Here is a 17,662-nt window from a genome sequence, read left to right as displayed (position 1 = left end):
TTACAGACGAAATAAGTGTATAGAGTGCAGTTATCTCATAGGTTGCATAAAGTTAGAGCGATTTTTCTCCGAGGGTTGCCCAAAGGAGACCTTAAAGTCGGATAGCTACGATTTATCATTATCTGCTTAAACTTCCGCTACAAACCAAAAACACCAGGCAGAGCTTCTCCAATAATCGGATAGTCAATGCCTGGTTGTCTTTTTACTATTTTTTTAATAACGAGACTTTATTTGAATCTATCATCATCTGCTTTAGTATAACGCCTCGTCACCGATAAAAGAGGAATAAATTACTTTTTCCAGCCTCCACCGCTATGTGAGGAGGACTCTACATAGTCTACGTTGATTTTGCCAGTGCTCGTTCCTACCTCAGTGTTGAAATTATATTGTCGCAGGTTCCAATCATCGAAGGTTCCCTGCCAGTCATTATCTACGATGAAGGTGTAACGTGTTGTGGCGGAATTAGTGCCTCGAATATGAGAGCAGACTGCTCGTGATCCGTAGATACCCATTTTATAGCCTTTGGAATTTTTAGTACTGCTGTCTAGCACTGATTTTATGCCTTGAAAATAAGGTACTATATTGTTTGTGATTTCGGTAGAGGTCATATCGCGGTCTATGGCAAAATAAATCGGAGTGCTGCTGGTTTGTCCCAAATCACTTGCTAAGCCTACAGCCGTTTCAGCATCTTTAACACCATTGGCTTTCGTAAAATGATCGAGCGATTTGCTGATTTGATAAAGGGATATGATATATAATCCCCCATCTGAAATCCGTGTAATCTCAGCTGAGGTGAGACCATCCTGGTATCCTTCCACGCGATTTAAATAGCGGCAAACGAATGTGAATTTATTATTTTTAAGTGTAGTTAATCTTGCTGCTGTTACATTTGTAGCTGTATCACAACCTAAAGCCATTGTAATTGCCTTCTTTCAATTATTTTGTTTAAGGTTTGGCGCCAACCTCCCTATCAATATATGAGAAAACTTTCACAGATTCTTGGGGGAACCACGAAATGAGAGAAAAAGAGGCAGATTGAGAGGATTAATAGAAGGAGAGACTTTGATCGCTTATTTTACTTTCATTATGGATGGAGGCGGGAAAGGTACGAGCGCTGCACTAGTAAAGGATGGGATTACTTATGTTTCAGCCAGTCACTGGGAAGCGGCAGGGTTGAAGGTTGTATGGGATAAATCGCATCAAAGAGCGGAGTTTACTGGATGGGGAAAAAAGATAGCCGTTCGTATTGGAAGTAAACAGGGAGTTTATATCTAACAGATTCCGCAGGACAAACTCGCTTGCTAACGAACCTTGGTTCGCAGTTATTCGATGCTGTTCAGTTCGATTTTCAGAAGACGCCGAAAGGTCTAATCTATCTAACCGTAACAGATGTTTACGGAGAACCACATATCAATAATAAATGGTATACCATGATTATTAAGGATGAAATGGTCATTCGCCAGGAATGGACAAGGATTTTCTGCTGATTCGGTCCAATCAACAAGGTTTCCTCATGATGATAGATCGCAAAACAAGTGCCAAAACATTGTTGTACAAGGCACTTCTTGACGTAGAGCAGCAAAAATATGCCGAAACAAACGACCTTCCTTTTTTTGGAGATAACCTGAAGTTCCTGAAAAGAGAAGGGGATGCCCTGCTTTTTAATAATGAATATGTACAAGATGGTAAGGTTTATAAGTTTATGCTGGACGGTTCATAATGGGGAGGCTGAGTGGCGTCTCCGCAGGTTATCATAGTAAGATTTGATCCCAAGGTTTAAGAACCTTGGTTTTTTTGCTAACTAGAATAGTATAAGATCATGCTTAAACGGGTCAATGATTCTCCTAGATTATAATATACATGGGGTTTGTCTGCGTTAAACGTGATAGAATCACCAGATTTTAATAGATATTCATTATCATTGACACGCAAAGACAATTCACCATCAAATACAGTGATTAATTCTTCAGTTCCTTCCATATGTGGATTGGCATCAAGGTATCCACCTTCGTCTATCTCGACTGTATAACCCTCAAATCGTTTGCTTTCATCAAATGGGAAAGATGGATACACCCGATATTTTCCGTTGTCTTCAAGCAGTGGTTGAATCTCATTTCTTAATGTTATTCTTGTGTCAGGTTTTGGGTAATCTATCAGCGCAGAAAATGAAGTTTTTAATCCATTGGCGATCTTCCAAATGGTTGTAATGGTAGGTGTTGATTCGCCTCTTTCGATTTGACCAATCATTGTTTTGCTTACTCCTGTTAATTCTGCCACCTTTTCCATGCTTAAATCTTTACTTCTTCTAATCTTTTTTATATTCTCCGCAATGATTTGATTTATCTCTTCCACGGTAATTCTCCACTCCCTATTTACTTTATAACGATCAGGATATACAATAAAACGCACATAAGGACGTTATAGCGTCTGATAAATACATTATAACATACAACGAGGTGTAATTCAGTGATTGTTTCTTTGTTTTTATATGCATTTGTGGCTAGCTTTACTCCGGGACCCAATAACATTATGGCAATGACTTTTGCAAACCAGTTTGGTTTACGAAAAACAATGAAATTCTGTTTAGGAGTGGGCACAGGTTTTTTCGTGATCATATTGTTATGTTGCTATTTTAATATACTTCTGATTAATCTTATCCCAAAGATTGAATCTATTATGGCTGTGATAGGCGGAGTCTACATGTTTTATTTAGCATTTAAAATTATTACAAGTAAACATCAAGAAAATGATGGAAGTGGCGATAAACACAACAGCTTTATTGCGGGTATGCTTTTACAATTTATTAATCCAAAAGGGATATTATATGGAATCACAGTTACATCTACATTTATTCTTACCTCTCATTCTTCCTATTTTAGTTTATTGAGTTACTCTATAGTCTTAGCTCTCATAGGTTTTATGGGCACTTTTAGTTGGTGTTTATGTGGTTCTCTTTTCAAAAAAATGATATCTAAATATAGAAGTCAATTTAATATACTGATGGGATTGTTGTTAGTGTATTGTGGAGTTTCGATAGTGATAGGATGAATAAATGAAGCCTCATGTCAATAACGCCATAACATTGAACCGGCTTGATAACCTGATCCCAATGTCCAAAATAACAAGTTATCGCCACGTTTGATCAAACCATGTTCAATTGCACAATATAAGGCCAGAAAGGGACTGCTTGTGCCAGTATAGCCATATTCGTCGGCTACATAAATAATTTTATGCTGATCCAGGTTCAGCTTAGCCTGAAGTAATTTAATATTAGCCAATGTAAATTGTGAAAAGCAAAAAACTTGTATATCCTCGAATGTTAGGTGATGTTTGTTCAATAATTCAACAATAGATGTTTCCGCAAATCGTACACTGTCTATTCCGCTGAATCTCCCCCAGTGTAAGTAGCGGTGTTCAGCCCCATCACGCAAAGACTTAGCCAATCCTTGAGCGGGGTACACAATTTCTTCTGTAAAACGGCTGTCCGAAAGATACCTTACGTCAATTAATCCACTCTCTGAATGGTCTTTTTCTAAAATGAGGGCTACGGCGGCATCGCCAAAAATTGAATATGTTATTGGATGTGAAGGATCAGCCCATAAATTTAAAAAATCCGAACCGATAACCAACGCTCTATCTCTATCAGGATCATCGTATAAAGTACGAGCAGCCTGTTCAACTGCAATAAACATTCCTATACAATTCCCATTCAAGTCATAGCAAAGCGTATCATCTTTACCTTTGATAGCTTTGTGAATAAGCAATGAATTCGTTGGTGATAGATATTCCGGAGTTGAGCTGGAAAAAAGAATCAGGTCTATATCTGTGGATTTCAATGAAGCAGTATCAATTGCTTGTTGAGCGGCATTAATCGCCATCGTCAACGAGTTCTCCTTCGTTCCTTCAATAACATGGCGTTTTTTTCTGCCTGTCTTTTTAAGAATCCGCTTAATATCTATGCCTTGCTTTTGAAAATGGTCAATAAAATATTGGTTGTTAATCACTCTTTCAGGACAATAAATGGAGACTTGTTTTATCGAGATACCTTCTAACATAGCATGATCACCCCTTGTAATAATTTTGCAATCACATTACATTAAGTAATCTAAAAGTATCTATTTACCTAACAACGCCCGCTCATTTCTATAAGCTTGTTTGTCCAAAAAAATTTGTGATGTTATAGTTTATTATCTTAATAAAGCATAACACTAATTAGTAAAAAATTCTATAAATTCCTAAAAGTGTAACAAAATCAACGAATCTAATATATCCACTAAGATTAAGTCCACAGCAACCATGTTGCGGGTGGACTTTTTTGCTTTTTATATTTTTGAATTAGGGATGAATAAATCAGTGGTACTTTACAAAAACTTTATTCGATTAAGTCACTACTTTGCCAAATCAGGAGGGGTTCTTATTAAACCATTTATCGTTATAGTAGCGCTATTACTCGTTACTGCTTGTTCGGGTAATAACTCGGCCAACAACCAAATGACTACTCAACAAACGAAGGTTGACAATCATGCTCGTAAAACTACCTCAACGTCAACTTTAACGCAAGCATCTTCCATTTCCACGGAGAATGCAGGGAATTCAACAATTAAGACTAAACAAGTTCCTGGCGATGTAACGAAATGGCTGGATGGGTTCATCCGCACCAATCCACCTACAGGAGGCACAACAGACCAAACAACGTATCCGCAGCAGTCGGCCAAACCACAATATTCTGCAAATCCGCAACATTCTGCTGTCCCGCAGAAGTCTGCAAATCCACAACCATCCGCCAATACATCCCAATCAGTACAGCAAGTATTGGATCTTGTGAATAAAGAAAGAACGAATGCAGGCTTGAAGCCCCTTAGTTTAAATAGCGAACTTTCGAAAATGGCTTTGGCTAAAGCGCAGGATATGTATGACAACAATTATTTTGACCATCAGTCTCCTACGTATGGATCTCCGTTTGATATGATGAAAGCCTTCGGGATCTCATACAATTCAGCAGGGGAAAACATCGCCAAAGGTCAGTCGAGTGCAGAAGAAGTAATGAACCAATGGATGAACAGTCCTGGCCATCGTGCCAACATCCTGAATAGCAGCTTCACAGAAATTGGAATAGGTTACTATAACAGCGAGTGGGTTCAAGAATTTATTGGTTAGTGCGATTAAAGTAATAAACTTAACAGGGGTGTCCTAATAAGCTAAAAGTGGCTGTAGGGCATCCCTACTTTTCTGAAGTCTGCAAAATGAGATAGGGGATATTGAATCCGTATAGAACGGGTTATTTTTTGTGTTTTTTTATATGATAACGAATGAAAGTGACCAATAGAATCAGAAGAAATGGCAGGGTGTAAGCTAGGTTAGTGATCAAGGGCCATGTAATATTCACGATTTCCTCAAGCTCAGACTCTTGTGTGTAAGTCGTTACAGATAACAGCAGGCAAACAAAAGCAAGAGGGAAAACAATTAAACGTTCATCCTTCAATCTCAGAAGCTCCTTTAGTACTTTAATAAGAATAAGCAGCAGGATAGAAGCCTTGAAATAGAAGCCGATAATGAGTGAAAAACCAATCACGGATTCGATTCTTTCAATGGTTTCCTGAAAATAAATGAGTCTCGCCAACTGATATAATGAATATTTTAAGCTGCCGGACAGTGGTCCCAGTACCATAATACTGCTAATGACAGAAGCAATTAACGTCAGGGCATTGATGATGAGTGCAAGATACATTTGTTTTCCCAGTTTAGAATTGTCTTCTTTACGCACGAACGGTAAAATCATCGAAAAAACGATAAGCTCGGAATAGGGAAAGCCATAGACTACATATGCAGCGCTTAGGATAGGCCTAAATCCATCAGGCATGATGGGCAGTAGGTATTCGGGATGATATAACCCTGCTACGAGTATCCAGACTAAGATGATAAATCCGAACATTAGTGACATTAGGACGGCTGCCATGCGGGCAATCACTTCGATTCCAGCTAGAGCCGTCATCGCAATCGTTATAAAAAACATGGTATTTACCGCGTAAGTGGGCGTTTCTTTTAACATCGTACTTTTGAAAAAGGTTCCGATCTCAATTACAATTCCAGCGACATTCCAAAACAGTACACAAGTGAAAGGAATCAGGAGGACGAGGGTCAGTCCGTTTCCAAGTACGGAGCGGCTTTGTTCCACAAGCGAAAGATCTGGCGCTCGTCGGTTCAAATATAGAATGCCGGAAAGCAGAAGCATTCCTATGGCCGAGGCGATTAAGAGGGATATCCAGGCTCCGTTGCCGGCAAAGTTAGTTAATGATGCAGGGACGATGACGATTGAGGAACCGGTCATAAAGAAGAGAAACAGCATGGACATTTGGATCGAGCTAACACGTTCTTGCTTATTCATACGTTCCTCCTCATTCTTTAAGCTTATGAAATGGTTGGGTTGATCCAATGGACGATGTGCTCAGCTGGAGCCGTAAGTAAATTGAAGATGGAGTCTAAATTGGGCCATGGCTTAGCTGCAATAAAGATAAATCCGAGATATAGTACGGGTAGTAATAATACTCCATAAACTACTCGATCGCGGATGGAGGCTTGCCTAAACCTTGGGATGTCATGGGCTAGCATAGCGGAAGCTAATAAGAGAAAGCAGATTATTTTTCCCACCATAGCTACTTCTCCTTTGTTCCGAATATTGTACCTGAGTTCATTCCAGTGCTTAACACTTTGACATCAACGTTGATATCGAACTGAGTCTGGGCGAATGTATCCTTCCATTGAGGCTCTAGTTGTTTCCACAGCTGCGGATTTTTCCGGTAAATCTGATTGCCAATTCCGAGTGCGTCGATCTTTTTTGTTTTCAAAAACTTGGTTGCATGCTCAACCTGTTGTTCAACCTGAGTTATGACACGCTGCTCAAAAAGCTTCATGTCCTTATCGTTTTTTAAATGTGAGCAACGTAATTCTCCGATCATCCCTTCAATAGCAATTTTTACACCGACGGATACAGAACCATTTTTCACGGTTGGAGTAAGCGTACTGTTGAAGGTAAGCACTTCAAGCGTTTCTTTTTTTCGCAGCGGTTCTTCGGTCTCATCCGGGCAAGGAAATTCTAGTACTCCATAAATATATCTATCCGTCAGCATCATGAATGCTTCTGTATCTTTCTCCTTTAGAATGTCAATCATTTTCCCGTCATGGATTACAGCCAGCCCAGATATCAATGGTTTATGATCCAAACTGGTCTTATGCAGGTAAGGGATGATGGAAGTATTGGAGGGGCTACACATTTGTATAGCCAGCTCATAGAGAGGAATCTTGGAAGTTTTTGCGGCATATAGAGCACCGCTCGTCTCCATTCTCTTATACTGTTGACCAATGGTCTGCTCGATAAACGGGTTGATATCTAAAAATGGTGCCGCAGATTGCTCAGCGATGAGAGGAAGAACGGTACCACGCGGTTCTTGATCCCTGGAGAAAAAATCAAGCACCTCCCGGATGTTCGAGGTTCTGGCTAGTTGCTCCCCGATTAATATGACACGCATATGATCCCATTTGGCTTTTCGACCAAATTTTGCCGGGATCTCCCTTATTGCTTCAAAAAAGGTTTCTCCACTTGTAACAATATTAATTCCCTTCGACGCTGGATCCCCTGCTTGTCCCATTTCTATTTTGGTGGAAGGATTATAGAAATGTGTCGTGATCACAATCCGATTGTCTTCGCTTTGGTCAATGGCGACCGCCTGCACATACCCATACTCGTCCAATTCTTTATTATCCCAGCATCCGCTAGTTAGAGTGAGTAAAAGAAGGGAAATTAGTATGGTAGTAAGTCGCTTCACTATATCTACTTCCTTCCTGAAGTCTTTTTATATAGGTGTCGATTCCGTGGTGAATGAAGCAGCAGTCTTCTCGGAAGTAGAAAAATAGAATCACGTACTCTTTTGAGATCTAGCGGAGCTAACGAGTCTAAATACGGTTCTCCTAAAGAGCGCAAGGTAGCCAGATGGAGGTAAATTAGAATAAAACCGACCATGATGCCAAGTCCTCCGAACGTTGCCGCGAGAATCATTAAGGGAAACCGTAAAATCCGCAGCGCAATTGCCATATTGTATTGAGGTAGCGCAAATGAGGCAATGCCCGTCAAAGCGACGACAATGACCATGACCGGAGAGGCAATCTGCGATTGAATAGCCGCTTGTCCAATGACCAATGCCCCAACGATACTGACGGCCGATCCAATCGGTCTGGGTAAGCGTATGCCCGCCTCTCTCAAAAGCTCAAAGAAAAACTCCATGATCAAAGCTTCAACCATAGCCGGAAAGGGGATTCCTTCGCGTGTGTTTAGAATGGCAAGCAGCAGAACCGTGGGAATTAGTTCGGAATGGAAGTTGGATAAGGCAATATAGGTACTGGGTAACAGCAGGGCGATGATGAAGGCAGCGACCCTAATCAATCTTATCAATGATGAAAAAATGGTTCGGTAGTAATAATCTTCGCTATTCGTAAAAAACTCCATGAAATTCCCGGGACAGATCAGAATGGAAGGACTTCCGTTAACCATAGCAATAATCTTCCCGTCTAGCAGAGCTGTTATAGCTGTATCCGGTCGTTCTGTGTAGCGGACTTGTGGAAATGGTGAGTAGAGAGAATCACCGATCCACTCTTCGAGATAGGAGACGTCAAGAATTTCTTCCTGATCAATACTTGCTATACGTTGTTTGAATTGATTTAATGCTTCTGGTTTCACCACTCCATCCAGATAACCATAGGACAACGTTCTTTGAACCTGCTTACCAGAGGTAAAGAACTCGAACTTAAGATTAGTAGATTTTAGCAAACTACGAATAACACCTATATTACGCTCTAAGCTTTCTATAAAGCTGACGTGGGGACCTTGAACAGTAGGCTCTGAAATGGGCTCAGAGGTTTGGCGCTGTTCTACATCAAAGGCATAATAGGCAACGGCTTTTTGCCAACCTGTAAAGAAAAGGACAACTTTCCCATCAAGAATCCCCTTAATGGCTTGACCGATATTGTCCATTAATTCAAGCAGCGGTGATGAAACACCATTTTTTTCAAAATATGAGATGACATCTTCAACGGTTACGTCCAAGGTGGGCCCCAGCTCATGCGGAACTATATTTTGCAAGACATCTTTAAAATAATTTGTAGGGTCAGACTTAGTAAGTGTATTGAAATAGACGGATGAGGCTTCATACTTAAGATCCGGGCCATAATGCCATGGAATAACCTTTAGGTCTGAGCAATTGGCAAAACAGTCATTAATAATCTGCAAGTTGTCTTCGAGAGACGCAGAGATAGCATGGGAAAAAAGATCCTTCATTGAAAGCTCATTTTCGGCTTCGATTTGAGGGGGCACCTTAGGATTAGACGGAGGCGTCTTGGCGTTAAAAAATTTCCGCATGCAATTCTCCTTAAATAAATTAGATGTTAAGTGTGATTTTTATCTTCTCCCTTATTTAGGAATTTATTCGGAAGATAGAGATAGATCAAATTCTTCGCAAAATGAACAATTGGAACTGGCTCATGGAGGAGTTGCGATGTTATAATGAACATAATTTTTTCAGGAGGTGCTCCTTGTGACCCATTCCATTCGTTTATGGTAGTCCGTGGTGCAAGACAAGTGGACTCATTCATTTTTTTGAGATAAGGAAATGAGTTTATTTGTGATGTGCCTGTTTCAGTGTGCCTATGCTCATGGAATGAGTTTATTTAAGTTTTTAATCAAAGGAGATGACCTTATGCAAATACAATGGAAAAAAGCCTTCGCCCTTATTTTTAGCGGACAGATTTTCTCGATTCTCACGAGTTCGATGGTTCAATTCGCGGTGATCTGGCACTTGACGGAATCGACAGGGTCAGCGGCAGTTCTGATGATTGCTGGGTTGGCAGCGTTTTTGCCGCAAGCGGTCTTGGGTCCTTTCGTAGGGGTTTGGCTGGACCGTTGGAATCGTAAAATAACAATGATTATTGCTGATAGCGCAATAGCGCTTTTCAGTCTGATATTAGGTATTTATTTCATGTGGGGGGAACCGGGACTTGGTTTTGTGTATGTCATTCTGAGCTTGCGTTCAGCGGCTTCGGCCTTTCATGCCCCGGCTTTTCAGGCGGCTGTTCCGTTGATTGCACCTGAAGAAGAATTGACAAGAGTCGCGGGCTGGCAGCAGATGGTGTTCTCTTTCTCGAATGTAATTGGTCCTGCACTTGGGATAGCGGTTTACTCGGCAACTTCGCTTGGGGCGGTATTGCTACTCGATGTGGCCGGGGCTTTGATTGCGAATCTGATGCTGTTCATGGTGAAGATCCATCAGCCTAAAGTGCAGGCTACAGCTGCGCCGTCTTTCGTTCAAGAATTCCGTTTGGGTTGGAACGCACTCATTCAAGCGAAACCCATTGTGTTGATTACGGGGGCTACTGCGGTGTTTAGTATCGCATTTATGCCGCTGGCGACACTGTTTCCTTATATGACTTTGTCTCATTTTGGCCGTGGAGGATACAGTGCCAGCCTGGTGGAAGCGGTGTTCAGCATCGGGATGATTTTAGGTGGTCTGCTATTGTCGATGTTCTCATCAAAATGGAGCGACATTAGCTATATGAGCGTAGGTCTGCTAGTCATCGGTCTTACCTGTGTGATCAGTGGTTTGATTGGTCCGAATGCATTTGTGATCTTTGCCATTCTCTCGTTCTTCATGGGCAGTGCGGCACCCTTCTTCAATGGTCCCTTCATGGCGATGATCCAGCGTTCTTTTGAACCCGAGATGCTTGGGCGTGTCATTTCACTTGTGACCAGCATTATGATGTTGTCTTCGCCAATTGGACTGCTGTTGGCAGGACCTGTAGTGGATCGATACGGAGTGCAGCTATGGTTCCTCGGTTCAGGAATTGTGGTGATGCTGACCGCTCTGTTTATTTTCATCCAGTTTCGGCGGCTGGCGTCCGCGATTCCGATGAATTGATTAGGGCAAAAACTTTCCTATGAAAAGAGTTTATTGGCCGGTCCGAGAGGATCGGCTTTTTGGCGTTTCTTCATATTTTTCCAAATTATAATATGATAGAATTACGTTCACTTGGAGGGATACATAATATGAATCTTAACATTGCTATCTGTGACGATCAGAGGCAAGATGCCTCGCGGTTGGAAGAATTACTCAAGAAGCAGATGACTAGCCTGCAAGGGATGACCGCCTCTATTGAGATTTATGAATCAGGCCAAACCCTGCTTCAGACAATGACGTCTACCGCATACGATATAGTTTATCTGGATATGGAGATGCCCGAGTATAACGGTATAGAAGTCGCAGAGAAGATCCGGCTCAAAGATGCCAGGGTATTAATTATTTATGTCACCAGCCATACAAGTTATATGAGAAGAAGCTTTGCGGTTCATCCCTTTCGCTATTTGCTGAAACCTATTGATGAACATGAACTGCAGACCGCCACAGTCAAAGCCATTCAGCAATGCTTGCAAAGAAACAATGTGCTGACATTCTCAATCCATCATATGAGCTATAATTTAAGGGTAGATGATATTATGTATATCACGGTAGAACGAGGTAAAAAGTTGGTCCTTTATACTGAACAAGAGACTTACTCGTATTATGGCAAACTGGGAGATTTGGAAGGACAGCTGGGATCACATGATTTCTGTCGCGTACATACGGGATTCCTAGTAAATTGGGTGCATGTTCGTTCTTTAAGCAAGGAACTTATTCAGCTGAAGAACGGGGTGGAACTTCCAGTCAGCCGCAGTAAAAGCTCTGATTCTTTACGGTCATACCATGCCTTTATAGAAAAGAGGCTCTTAAGATAAATGTCTTTCATCCGGGAGATTAGTCCTTACTTTTTTGGTGTATTTATGCTCATCCTTATATATGTTCCGCAAGGGGTCACATTTTATATTTTTCTCAAGAAATTTCTAATCCTGAACAGGAGCAAAAAGTCATTTATAGGCTGTCTTATTATCTTTTATATGGTTAAATCGCTTACTGCTGCTAGCTTATCTCTAGTTGACTCGGTCATCCTTCACCTGATTGTGTATAGTCTGATTACAATTGTTTATTTCCGCGGCAGTGTGCTACAAAAGCTGTTCTTTAGCAGTTTCTATACAGTGTTTACGGTTGTTATTGAAATGTTGGTATGGTATGGGATTCAGCATATCCCGCTCAATACCGGTGGAATAAATGAAGCTAATTTTTGGTGGTTATCTTTTTCTTTCCTATTTGTTATCTTGCTAAGCATCATGTTATGTCTGCTATTGTTGCGGTTATTCAAAGTGGACACCACTACGTTATTGTCGAATCAGGATTGGGCTGTGTTGAATCTTGTTTCGGCGGGTTCTTTGCTTATTATTATTGTGAATCTGAGACATTCCAGTGATAAACCTTTTAATATTCCGCTTGATTTTGTATTCATCCTGCTTGGGATTCTTGTAATTAATGTGGCTGTAATGTTTATATATCAAAAGTTAATGAAACGGATGCAGATCGAATTCCATAATCATGTGCTTCAGCAGCAAGTGAAGGATTACACGAGTAAACTGAAAGATAATCAGGAAGCACAGCGTTTGCGGCATGATCTGAATCATGTGCTGATCCTTATTCATTCTCTGCTGGATGAAGGCGCTTTAGAAGAAGCCAAGCGATATATTGCAGAGGTTGCTTCGACACAGGAGGCGGGAGAAAAGTTTATTTCTTCTGGAAATATTGCTATTGATGCCATTTATAATGAGAAATTCGCAAAAGCTGAGCTACATCAAGTTACAATGCAATCTCATTTTCGCATCCCGCAGGACCTGTCACTTGCAGGCAAAGAGGTTGATATTGCAATTATTCTAGGCAATGCATTAGATAATGCAATTGAAGGGGTTCAGAGATTACCAGAGTCAGAGCAGAATGTTATTGAGCTGGAAGTAATTTATACCGAAGGGTTATTGGTGATTTCTTTAAAGAATCCTGCATCTCTGCTTACAGAGGACGGGCAGGGCTCTTTTTTGTCCAGCAAGCGGAACTTTGGGAGTAGAGGGTTCGGAATCGAAAGCATTGAGTATGCGGTTCAACAGCTTCAAGGAAGCGTCAGTTTCAGATATGAGAATGGGCAGTTCATGATGTTGGCGGTATTACCACTGCCTGAGTAGCAATCCGAAACCAACTACTCCACCTAACCTGCAAGTTACGGTCTCTTCCCGCGGGCAAGCAGCGGTCCATGATATATTGAGGCTGTTCTTATTAAAGGGAGGGTATTCCGTTGACATTGTCATTGCTCATCAGTGCAGTCCTTCAGCTCATCTTATTCAGCATCATTCCCTATACATACTGGTTTTTTACAAGCAGAACAACATCATCCTTTGCCATGTGGATTGGCTGGAAGAAACCCCAATTGATTTCTAGGAAGCAGTTCATACTATGTTTTATACTTACGATGACTATATTCACCAGTCTGGGAATGCTTACAGCAATCTACATGCTGGATAGGAATACTTTGGCCAGCTCACAGTTTTATGGTACAGGTCTTAAAGGTTTGATTCCGGCATTGATTTATTCTTGGTTGCAGACTAGCTTGTCCGAAGAGATTCTGTTCCGCGGCTTCATTGGAAAACGGTTAAGTTCGAAATTCGGATTCGGAATTGGAAACTGTGCTCAAGCTTTATTATTTGGTGTCGTACATGCTGTGCTGTTATACAGTAGTGCCGGATTTTTGAATTCTGCTGTTGTAATGCTTCTTACGGGTCTTGTGGGTTGGAGTATCGGAATATTGGATGAGAAGTTATCCGGCGGTTCGATCATTCCAGGTTGGGTCCTGCACGGGCTGACTAATCTGATTTCCTCCATTTTTATGATGTATCAATGGATGTAGCGATCAAAGTTTTTAGAGAGTACATTTTAAAAATATGGTAAACTAAAAAAGTCTTAAATTATAAGATTAAAGTTTATATACCATTTTTATTGGGAGGTAGATATTATGAAAAACAATGTCAGCTTGCAAAATTATATGGGGAAAACGTTTAACTGATCAAGCGTGTTAGCATTCCCCACCATTCGAAAGGGGAAAATCATTTGAATCAGGTATTATTAATCATCGATGCACAACAAGAATTAATGGATGGAAACGAAAAGGAAAGTGCGGTATTCAATAAAGAGCAGCTTATCCGGAATATTAATAAAGTGATTGAACAAGCAAAAGAAGCCAATGTCGAAGTTGTGTTTGTTAGGGATCTTGATGTCGCTGAAGGAACAGGTGCAGGCTTTCAAGTGCACAATGAAATCAATAGGTCTGCAAATGCCAAAATCTTTGATAAGCTGGCAACGAATTCTTTTCACGGAACTGAACTGCTACAATATCTGAAAGATCAGCAGATTGAGCATGTGGTCATTATGGGATGTAAAACTCAACACTGCATCGATACTGCGGTTCGGACGGCTACGGTTAGCGGCATGGATGTTACATTGGTCGGTGATGGTCATTCTACAACGGACAATGATGGTTTAAGTGCAGAACAAATTATCAAGCATCACAATAAAACATTACATGGGCACTACAATGTCGAACATTTTTCTATGGTCAGAAGTTCCGAAGAAGATTTGTTTCGCCCAACGCATGACTCTTATAGATAATAATTCAGAGGCGGCACTTAAATGTGCCGCTTTTTGCTGTTTTGCATTACCTCTGATTTTCCTCACCTATTCTGATAGACATATTCGCCTAAACCATTTCCATCCCATCTTTATGGGATTGTTCTTGCAAGGGATCTACTTATAATTGTTAGTAATTCTTAAACAATATGAGTAGGGACGGGATCAACATGATAGCAGCAAAAGATATAGAGTTTAAAAGCAGACACGGGCAGCGGCTGGGGATGATGGCGGCTATTTGTATGGGGGCGTTTATTTCCCATTTTACAGCTGGAATTGTGAATGTGTCGCTTCCTTTTATTGTGGATTATTTTCAGACAGAGCTTGGGAAGGGATTATGGATCACAACAGGGTATCTGCTAGTGATTACGGCACTTCTTCCTGTTATGGGGAAACTGGGCGACCGTTATGGTTTTCGCCGGATTCACAATCTTGGATTTGTGATTTTTACTGTGGGTTCCATCCTGGTCGCTTTTTCACCTAATTTACCAATATTGCTAACGCTCAGAGTTATACAGGGAGTAGGAGCTGCGATGTTCCAAGCAACTAATATTGCGCTCATCACCATTCATATGCCGAAAGAGCAAAGAGGACGTGCACTCGGAATTTTAAGTACAGCTGTCGCACTGGGCGGGATGACGGGACCTATAGCGGGAGGTTTGATTGCAGAGTGGCTGAGCTGGAAATGGTTATTTTTAATCCATGTTCCTGTGGCGATTGTGGCTACAATTATGGCATATCGGTACATACCCAACCGTGTGCAAGAGCGCAAACCGGGTGCTATCAGCTTCGTGGGGGCCAGCTTGTTTATGGCATTCATCACCTTGGTTCTTCTCGTAATAACAAATGGGAGCAAATGGGGCTGGGTGTCCGTGTGGACGATGACAAGTTTGGTGGGGGGGTTCTTGTTACTGATTACTTTTCTATTCTGGGAACGGAAGCAAAAGAATCCTTTTCTACCCTTACAAGCTTTGAAAATTCCAACTTTAGCGGGAGGCTTGATCGTTAGCTGTGCCTCTTTTATTCTGTCTAATACATTGCTTGTCCTTATTCCATTTTATTTGATGGGGGCGGCGGCTCCGTTCTCGTCATCTACGACAGGATATATTATGGCGGCTTATCCCATTGCCTTGGCGTTTGCAGGTCCTCTCGCAGGCTACTGTTCCGACCGTTATGGCTCTCATCGTCTGATGCTTATGGGACTGAGCTGTATGGGAAGCGGGTTTATCTTGTTGCTGGTGTATTTAGACCATATACCGGTTTATGGAATCGCGGCGATTCTATCTCTTATAGGCCTTGGTATGGGGCTCATTGCCTCTCCTAATAATAGCTTCATTATGCAGCAGACACCTCGGGAATACGTGGGTTCGATTGGCGGATTAATTGCTTTAACAAGAAATGCGGGGATGGTCTTTGGCTCAGCACTTGGACTTGGTGTGATGAGTGGAGAGACAGGACAAGGGAGTCAGTTGCAGGCGTTCAAATTGGTTTTTGAGATTAATATTTTCATTTGCTTAAGCGTTATTGTATTAATGGTTGTTATAAATAGAAGGTCATTTAAATCTGCTTGATCTAAAAAAATGTGTGTGTAATCACAACTCAAGGTTTGGTGTTCTGTTACGTTGGAAGTAACGAATGATTATCTAGATATGGAGGATAACGATATGTTTTGTTACCAATGTGAACAGACACCGAATGGCGGATGCACCGTTGTAGGGGTATGTGGCAAAAATGAAACCATTGCGAGTTTACAAGATACGATGATTTTTGCATTAAAAGGAATTGCAGCTTATGCGACACATGCCCGGCAGCTAGGATATAGCGACCCCGAGGTGGATCGTATCACCCACGAAGCTTTGTATATGACGTTGACCAATTCCAACTTTAATACGCAGGAACATTTGGAGATGGCGATGAAGGTCGGAGATGCGGCGGTGCGCATCATGGATGTACTGGATCGTGCGCATACGGACCGCTTTGGCATTCCGCAACCAATCACAGTCAGTCAGAACAAAATTGAAGGTCAATGTATTGTTGTGACTGGACATAATTTATATGCGTTGGAGGAATTACTGCGGCAGACAGAGGGGAAAGGCATCAACATTTATACTCACTCAGAAATGCTGCCTGCGCATGGATATCCTGCACTCAAAAAGTATAAGCATCTTAAAGGCAACATCGGCAAAGCGTGGTATGATCAGCGTAGATTGTTTGAGCAGTTTCCCGGTGCAATTCTTGCTACCACAAACTGTGTAATGCCGATTAAAGGCACTTATGCAGACCGCTTTTTCTCATATGAAGTAGCGGGGCTGGAAGGTGTAGAGAAAATAACGGGCGACGACTTCTCCCCACTAATTAATCGAGCGTTGTCCCTACCTGCGGCTGATGTAGAGTCAGATCTGGTACTCACGACCGGATATCATCATGAAACTGTAATCGGGTTAGCACCAGAGATCATTCAAGCAGTCAAAGACGGGCATATCCGCCGGTTTTTCGTCATTGCAGGCTGTGATGCGCCAGGTACGGGCGGGAATTACTACCGTGAGTTGGCGACTTCCTTACCGAACGATACCGTCATTTTAACTACTTCTTGCGGAAAGTTCCGCTTTAATGACGTAGATTATGGCACCGTTGGAGACACCGGTATTCCGCGTTACATTGACCTTGGGCAATGTAATAATTCCGGTTCTACAGTGAAGATTGCCATGGCTCTGGCTGAGGCATTTGAGTGTACGGTGAACGAGCTGCCTGTCAGCATCGTGCTGTCTTGGTTTGAGCAAAAAGCAGTGGCCATTCTGCTAGGCTTGTTCAGTCTCGGCATTCAGGACATCCGCATCGGACCAAAGCCACCCGAGTTCATCTCGCCAGGTGTACTGGATGTGTTGGTAGAGCTTTTTGGGTTGAAGCTAATTACTACTGCTGAGGAAGATATGAACGCGATGTTGGCGTTGTCGTAGAGTAAAAATCAAAGGTTGCCGCCCATAAGGGATTGGCAGCCTTTTTTTGATAGGGGATTTAGGAGATACATC

The 17,662-nt window shown here is 41.7% G+C and carries 19 protein-coding genes; 12 read left to right on the top strand and 7 right to left on the bottom strand.

The genetic code is table 11. The features are described 5' to 3' along the window. Nucleotides 1–290: 290 nt before the first annotated feature. On the bottom strand, nt 291–917 hold the full coding sequence (locus NSQ50_RS19260) for a glycoside hydrolase domain-containing protein (protein WP_036688810.1): 627 nt from the start codon (nt 915–917) through the stop codon (nt 291–293). 118 nt (nt 918–1,035) lie between these two features. Between NSQ50_RS19260 and NSQ50_RS19255 the strand changes: the two genes are divergently transcribed. The 3 genes from NSQ50_RS19255 to NSQ50_RS19245 are packed head-to-tail and all read left to right on the top strand — an operon-like array spanning nt 1,036 to nt 1,720. Then, nucleotides 1,036–1,275 carry a hypothetical protein gene (locus tag NSQ50_RS19255; protein ID WP_143760470.1) on the top strand — a complete coding sequence of 80 codons (240 nt, stop codon included), beginning with the start codon at nt 1,036–1,038 and terminating at the stop codon, nt 1,273–1,275. A 23-nt stretch (nt 1,276–1,298) separates the two neighbouring features. Next, nucleotides 1,299–1,487 (top strand): hypothetical protein, encoded by a 189-nt coding sequence (locus NSQ50_RS19250; protein ID WP_143760471.1) that lies wholly within the window; start codon nt 1,299–1,301, stop codon nt 1,485–1,487. Then, complete coding sequence (locus NSQ50_RS19245) at nt 1,466–1,720, top strand: hypothetical protein (RefSeq protein WP_076143763.1); 255 nt, start codon at nt 1,466–1,468, stop codon at nt 1,718–1,720. Before NSQ50_RS19250 ends, NSQ50_RS19245 begins: the two co-directional genes overlap by 22 nt. 77 nt (nt 1,721–1,797) lie before the next feature. Here NSQ50_RS19245 and NSQ50_RS19240 read toward each other — a convergent pair whose 3' ends face one another. Further along, a complete protein-coding gene (locus NSQ50_RS19240; protein ID WP_076143765.1) occupies nt 1,798–2,352 on the bottom strand; it encodes a helix-turn-helix domain-containing protein in 555 nt (184 codons plus the stop codon). 114 nt (nt 2,353–2,466) lie between these two features. On the opposite strand from NSQ50_RS19240, the gene NSQ50_RS19235 reads away from it, so the two are divergent. After that, a complete protein-coding gene (locus NSQ50_RS19235; RefSeq protein WP_036688794.1) occupies nt 2,467–3,048 on the top strand; it encodes a LysE family transporter in 582 nt (193 codons plus the stop codon). A gap of 17 nt (nt 3,049–3,065) precedes the next feature. Here the strand turns inward: NSQ50_RS19235 and NSQ50_RS19230 are convergent, their stop codons facing one another. Continuing rightward, nucleotides 3,066–4,055: a ketoacyl-ACP synthase III gene (locus tag NSQ50_RS19230; protein WP_076223124.1), complete on the bottom strand. Its 990-nt coding sequence runs from the start codon at nt 4,053–4,055 to the stop codon at nt 3,066–3,068. 286 nt (nt 4,056–4,341) lie between these two features. Between NSQ50_RS19230 and NSQ50_RS19225 the strand changes: the two genes are divergently transcribed. Then, complete coding sequence (locus tag NSQ50_RS19225) at nt 4,342–5,157, top strand: CAP domain-containing protein (RefSeq protein WP_256717307.1); 816 nt, start codon at nt 4,342–4,344, stop codon at nt 5,155–5,157. Between the two features lie 121 nt (nt 5,158–5,278). Here NSQ50_RS19225 and NSQ50_RS19220 read toward each other — a convergent pair whose 3' ends face one another. From NSQ50_RS19220 to NSQ50_RS19205, 4 genes are read right to left on the bottom strand one after another with little or no spacing between them, the layout of a single operon-like run. Then, nucleotides 5,279–6,385, bottom strand: coding sequence for a GerAB/ArcD/ProY family transporter (locus tag NSQ50_RS19220; protein WP_036688787.1), 1,107 nt, complete (start codon nt 6,383–6,385; stop codon nt 5,279–5,281). 23 nt (nt 6,386–6,408) lie between these two features. Further along, nucleotides 6,409–6,651 carry a hypothetical protein gene (locus NSQ50_RS19215; protein WP_076223127.1) on the bottom strand — a complete coding sequence of 81 codons (243 nt, stop codon included), beginning with the start codon at nt 6,649–6,651 and terminating at the stop codon, nt 6,409–6,411. 2 nt (nt 6,652–6,653) lie between these two features. Beyond that, nucleotides 6,654–7,823, bottom strand: coding sequence for a Ger(x)C family spore germination protein (locus NSQ50_RS19210; protein ID WP_179087740.1), 1,170 nt, complete (start codon nt 7,821–7,823; stop codon nt 6,654–6,656). 5 nt (nt 7,824–7,828) lie between these two features. Then, nucleotides 7,829–9,409 (bottom strand): spore germination protein, encoded by a 1,581-nt coding sequence (locus NSQ50_RS19205; protein ID WP_235219569.1) that lies wholly within the window; start codon nt 9,407–9,409, stop codon nt 7,829–7,831. A gap of 337 nt (nt 9,410–9,746) precedes the next feature. Between NSQ50_RS19205 and NSQ50_RS19200 the strand changes: the two genes are divergently transcribed. From NSQ50_RS19200 to hcp, 7 genes are all read left to right on the top strand, one after another. After that, entirely contained in the window at nt 9,747–10,961 is a 1,215-nt protein-coding gene (locus NSQ50_RS19200; RefSeq protein ID WP_038572114.1) for an MFS transporter, read from the top strand. Between the two features lie 128 nt (nt 10,962–11,089). After that, on the top strand, nt 11,090–11,815 hold the full coding sequence (locus NSQ50_RS19195; RefSeq protein ID WP_076223133.1) for a LytR/AlgR family response regulator transcription factor: 726 nt from the start codon (nt 11,090–11,092) through the stop codon (nt 11,813–11,815). Next, nucleotides 11,816–13,138 (top strand): sensor histidine kinase, encoded by a 1,323-nt coding sequence (locus tag NSQ50_RS19190; RefSeq protein WP_076100280.1) that lies wholly within the window; start codon nt 11,816–11,818, stop codon nt 13,136–13,138. Nucleotides 13,139–13,248: 110 nt separating this feature from the next. Further along, on the top strand, nt 13,249–13,857 hold the full coding sequence (locus NSQ50_RS19185; protein WP_076223136.1) for a CPBP family intramembrane glutamic endopeptidase: 609 nt from the start codon (nt 13,249–13,251) through the stop codon (nt 13,855–13,857). Between the two features lie 200 nt (nt 13,858–14,057). Then, nucleotides 14,058–14,615 (top strand): cysteine hydrolase family protein, encoded by a 558-nt coding sequence (locus NSQ50_RS19180; RefSeq protein ID WP_076143773.1) that lies wholly within the window; start codon nt 14,058–14,060, stop codon nt 14,613–14,615. Between the two features lie 188 nt (nt 14,616–14,803). Continuing rightward, nucleotides 14,804–16,204, top strand: a complete 1,401-nt coding sequence (locus tag NSQ50_RS19175) for an MFS transporter (protein WP_143760473.1) — start codon at nt 14,804–14,806, stop codon at nt 16,202–16,204. A 93-nt stretch (nt 16,205–16,297) separates the two neighbouring features. Next, nucleotides 16,298–17,590, top strand: a complete 1,293-nt coding sequence (gene hcp / locus NSQ50_RS19170; RefSeq protein WP_036688774.1) for a hydroxylamine reductase — start codon at nt 16,298–16,300, stop codon at nt 17,588–17,590. Nucleotides 17,591–17,662 lie beyond the last annotated feature (72 nt).

This window comes from Paenibacillus sp. FSL R10-2788 (assembly GCF_038003885.1).
Lineage (GTDB): Bacteria > Bacillota > Bacilli > Paenibacillales > Paenibacillaceae > Paenibacillus_AQ > Paenibacillus_AQ odorifer.
This window is presented reverse-complemented; position numbering and strand designations above follow the sequence as displayed.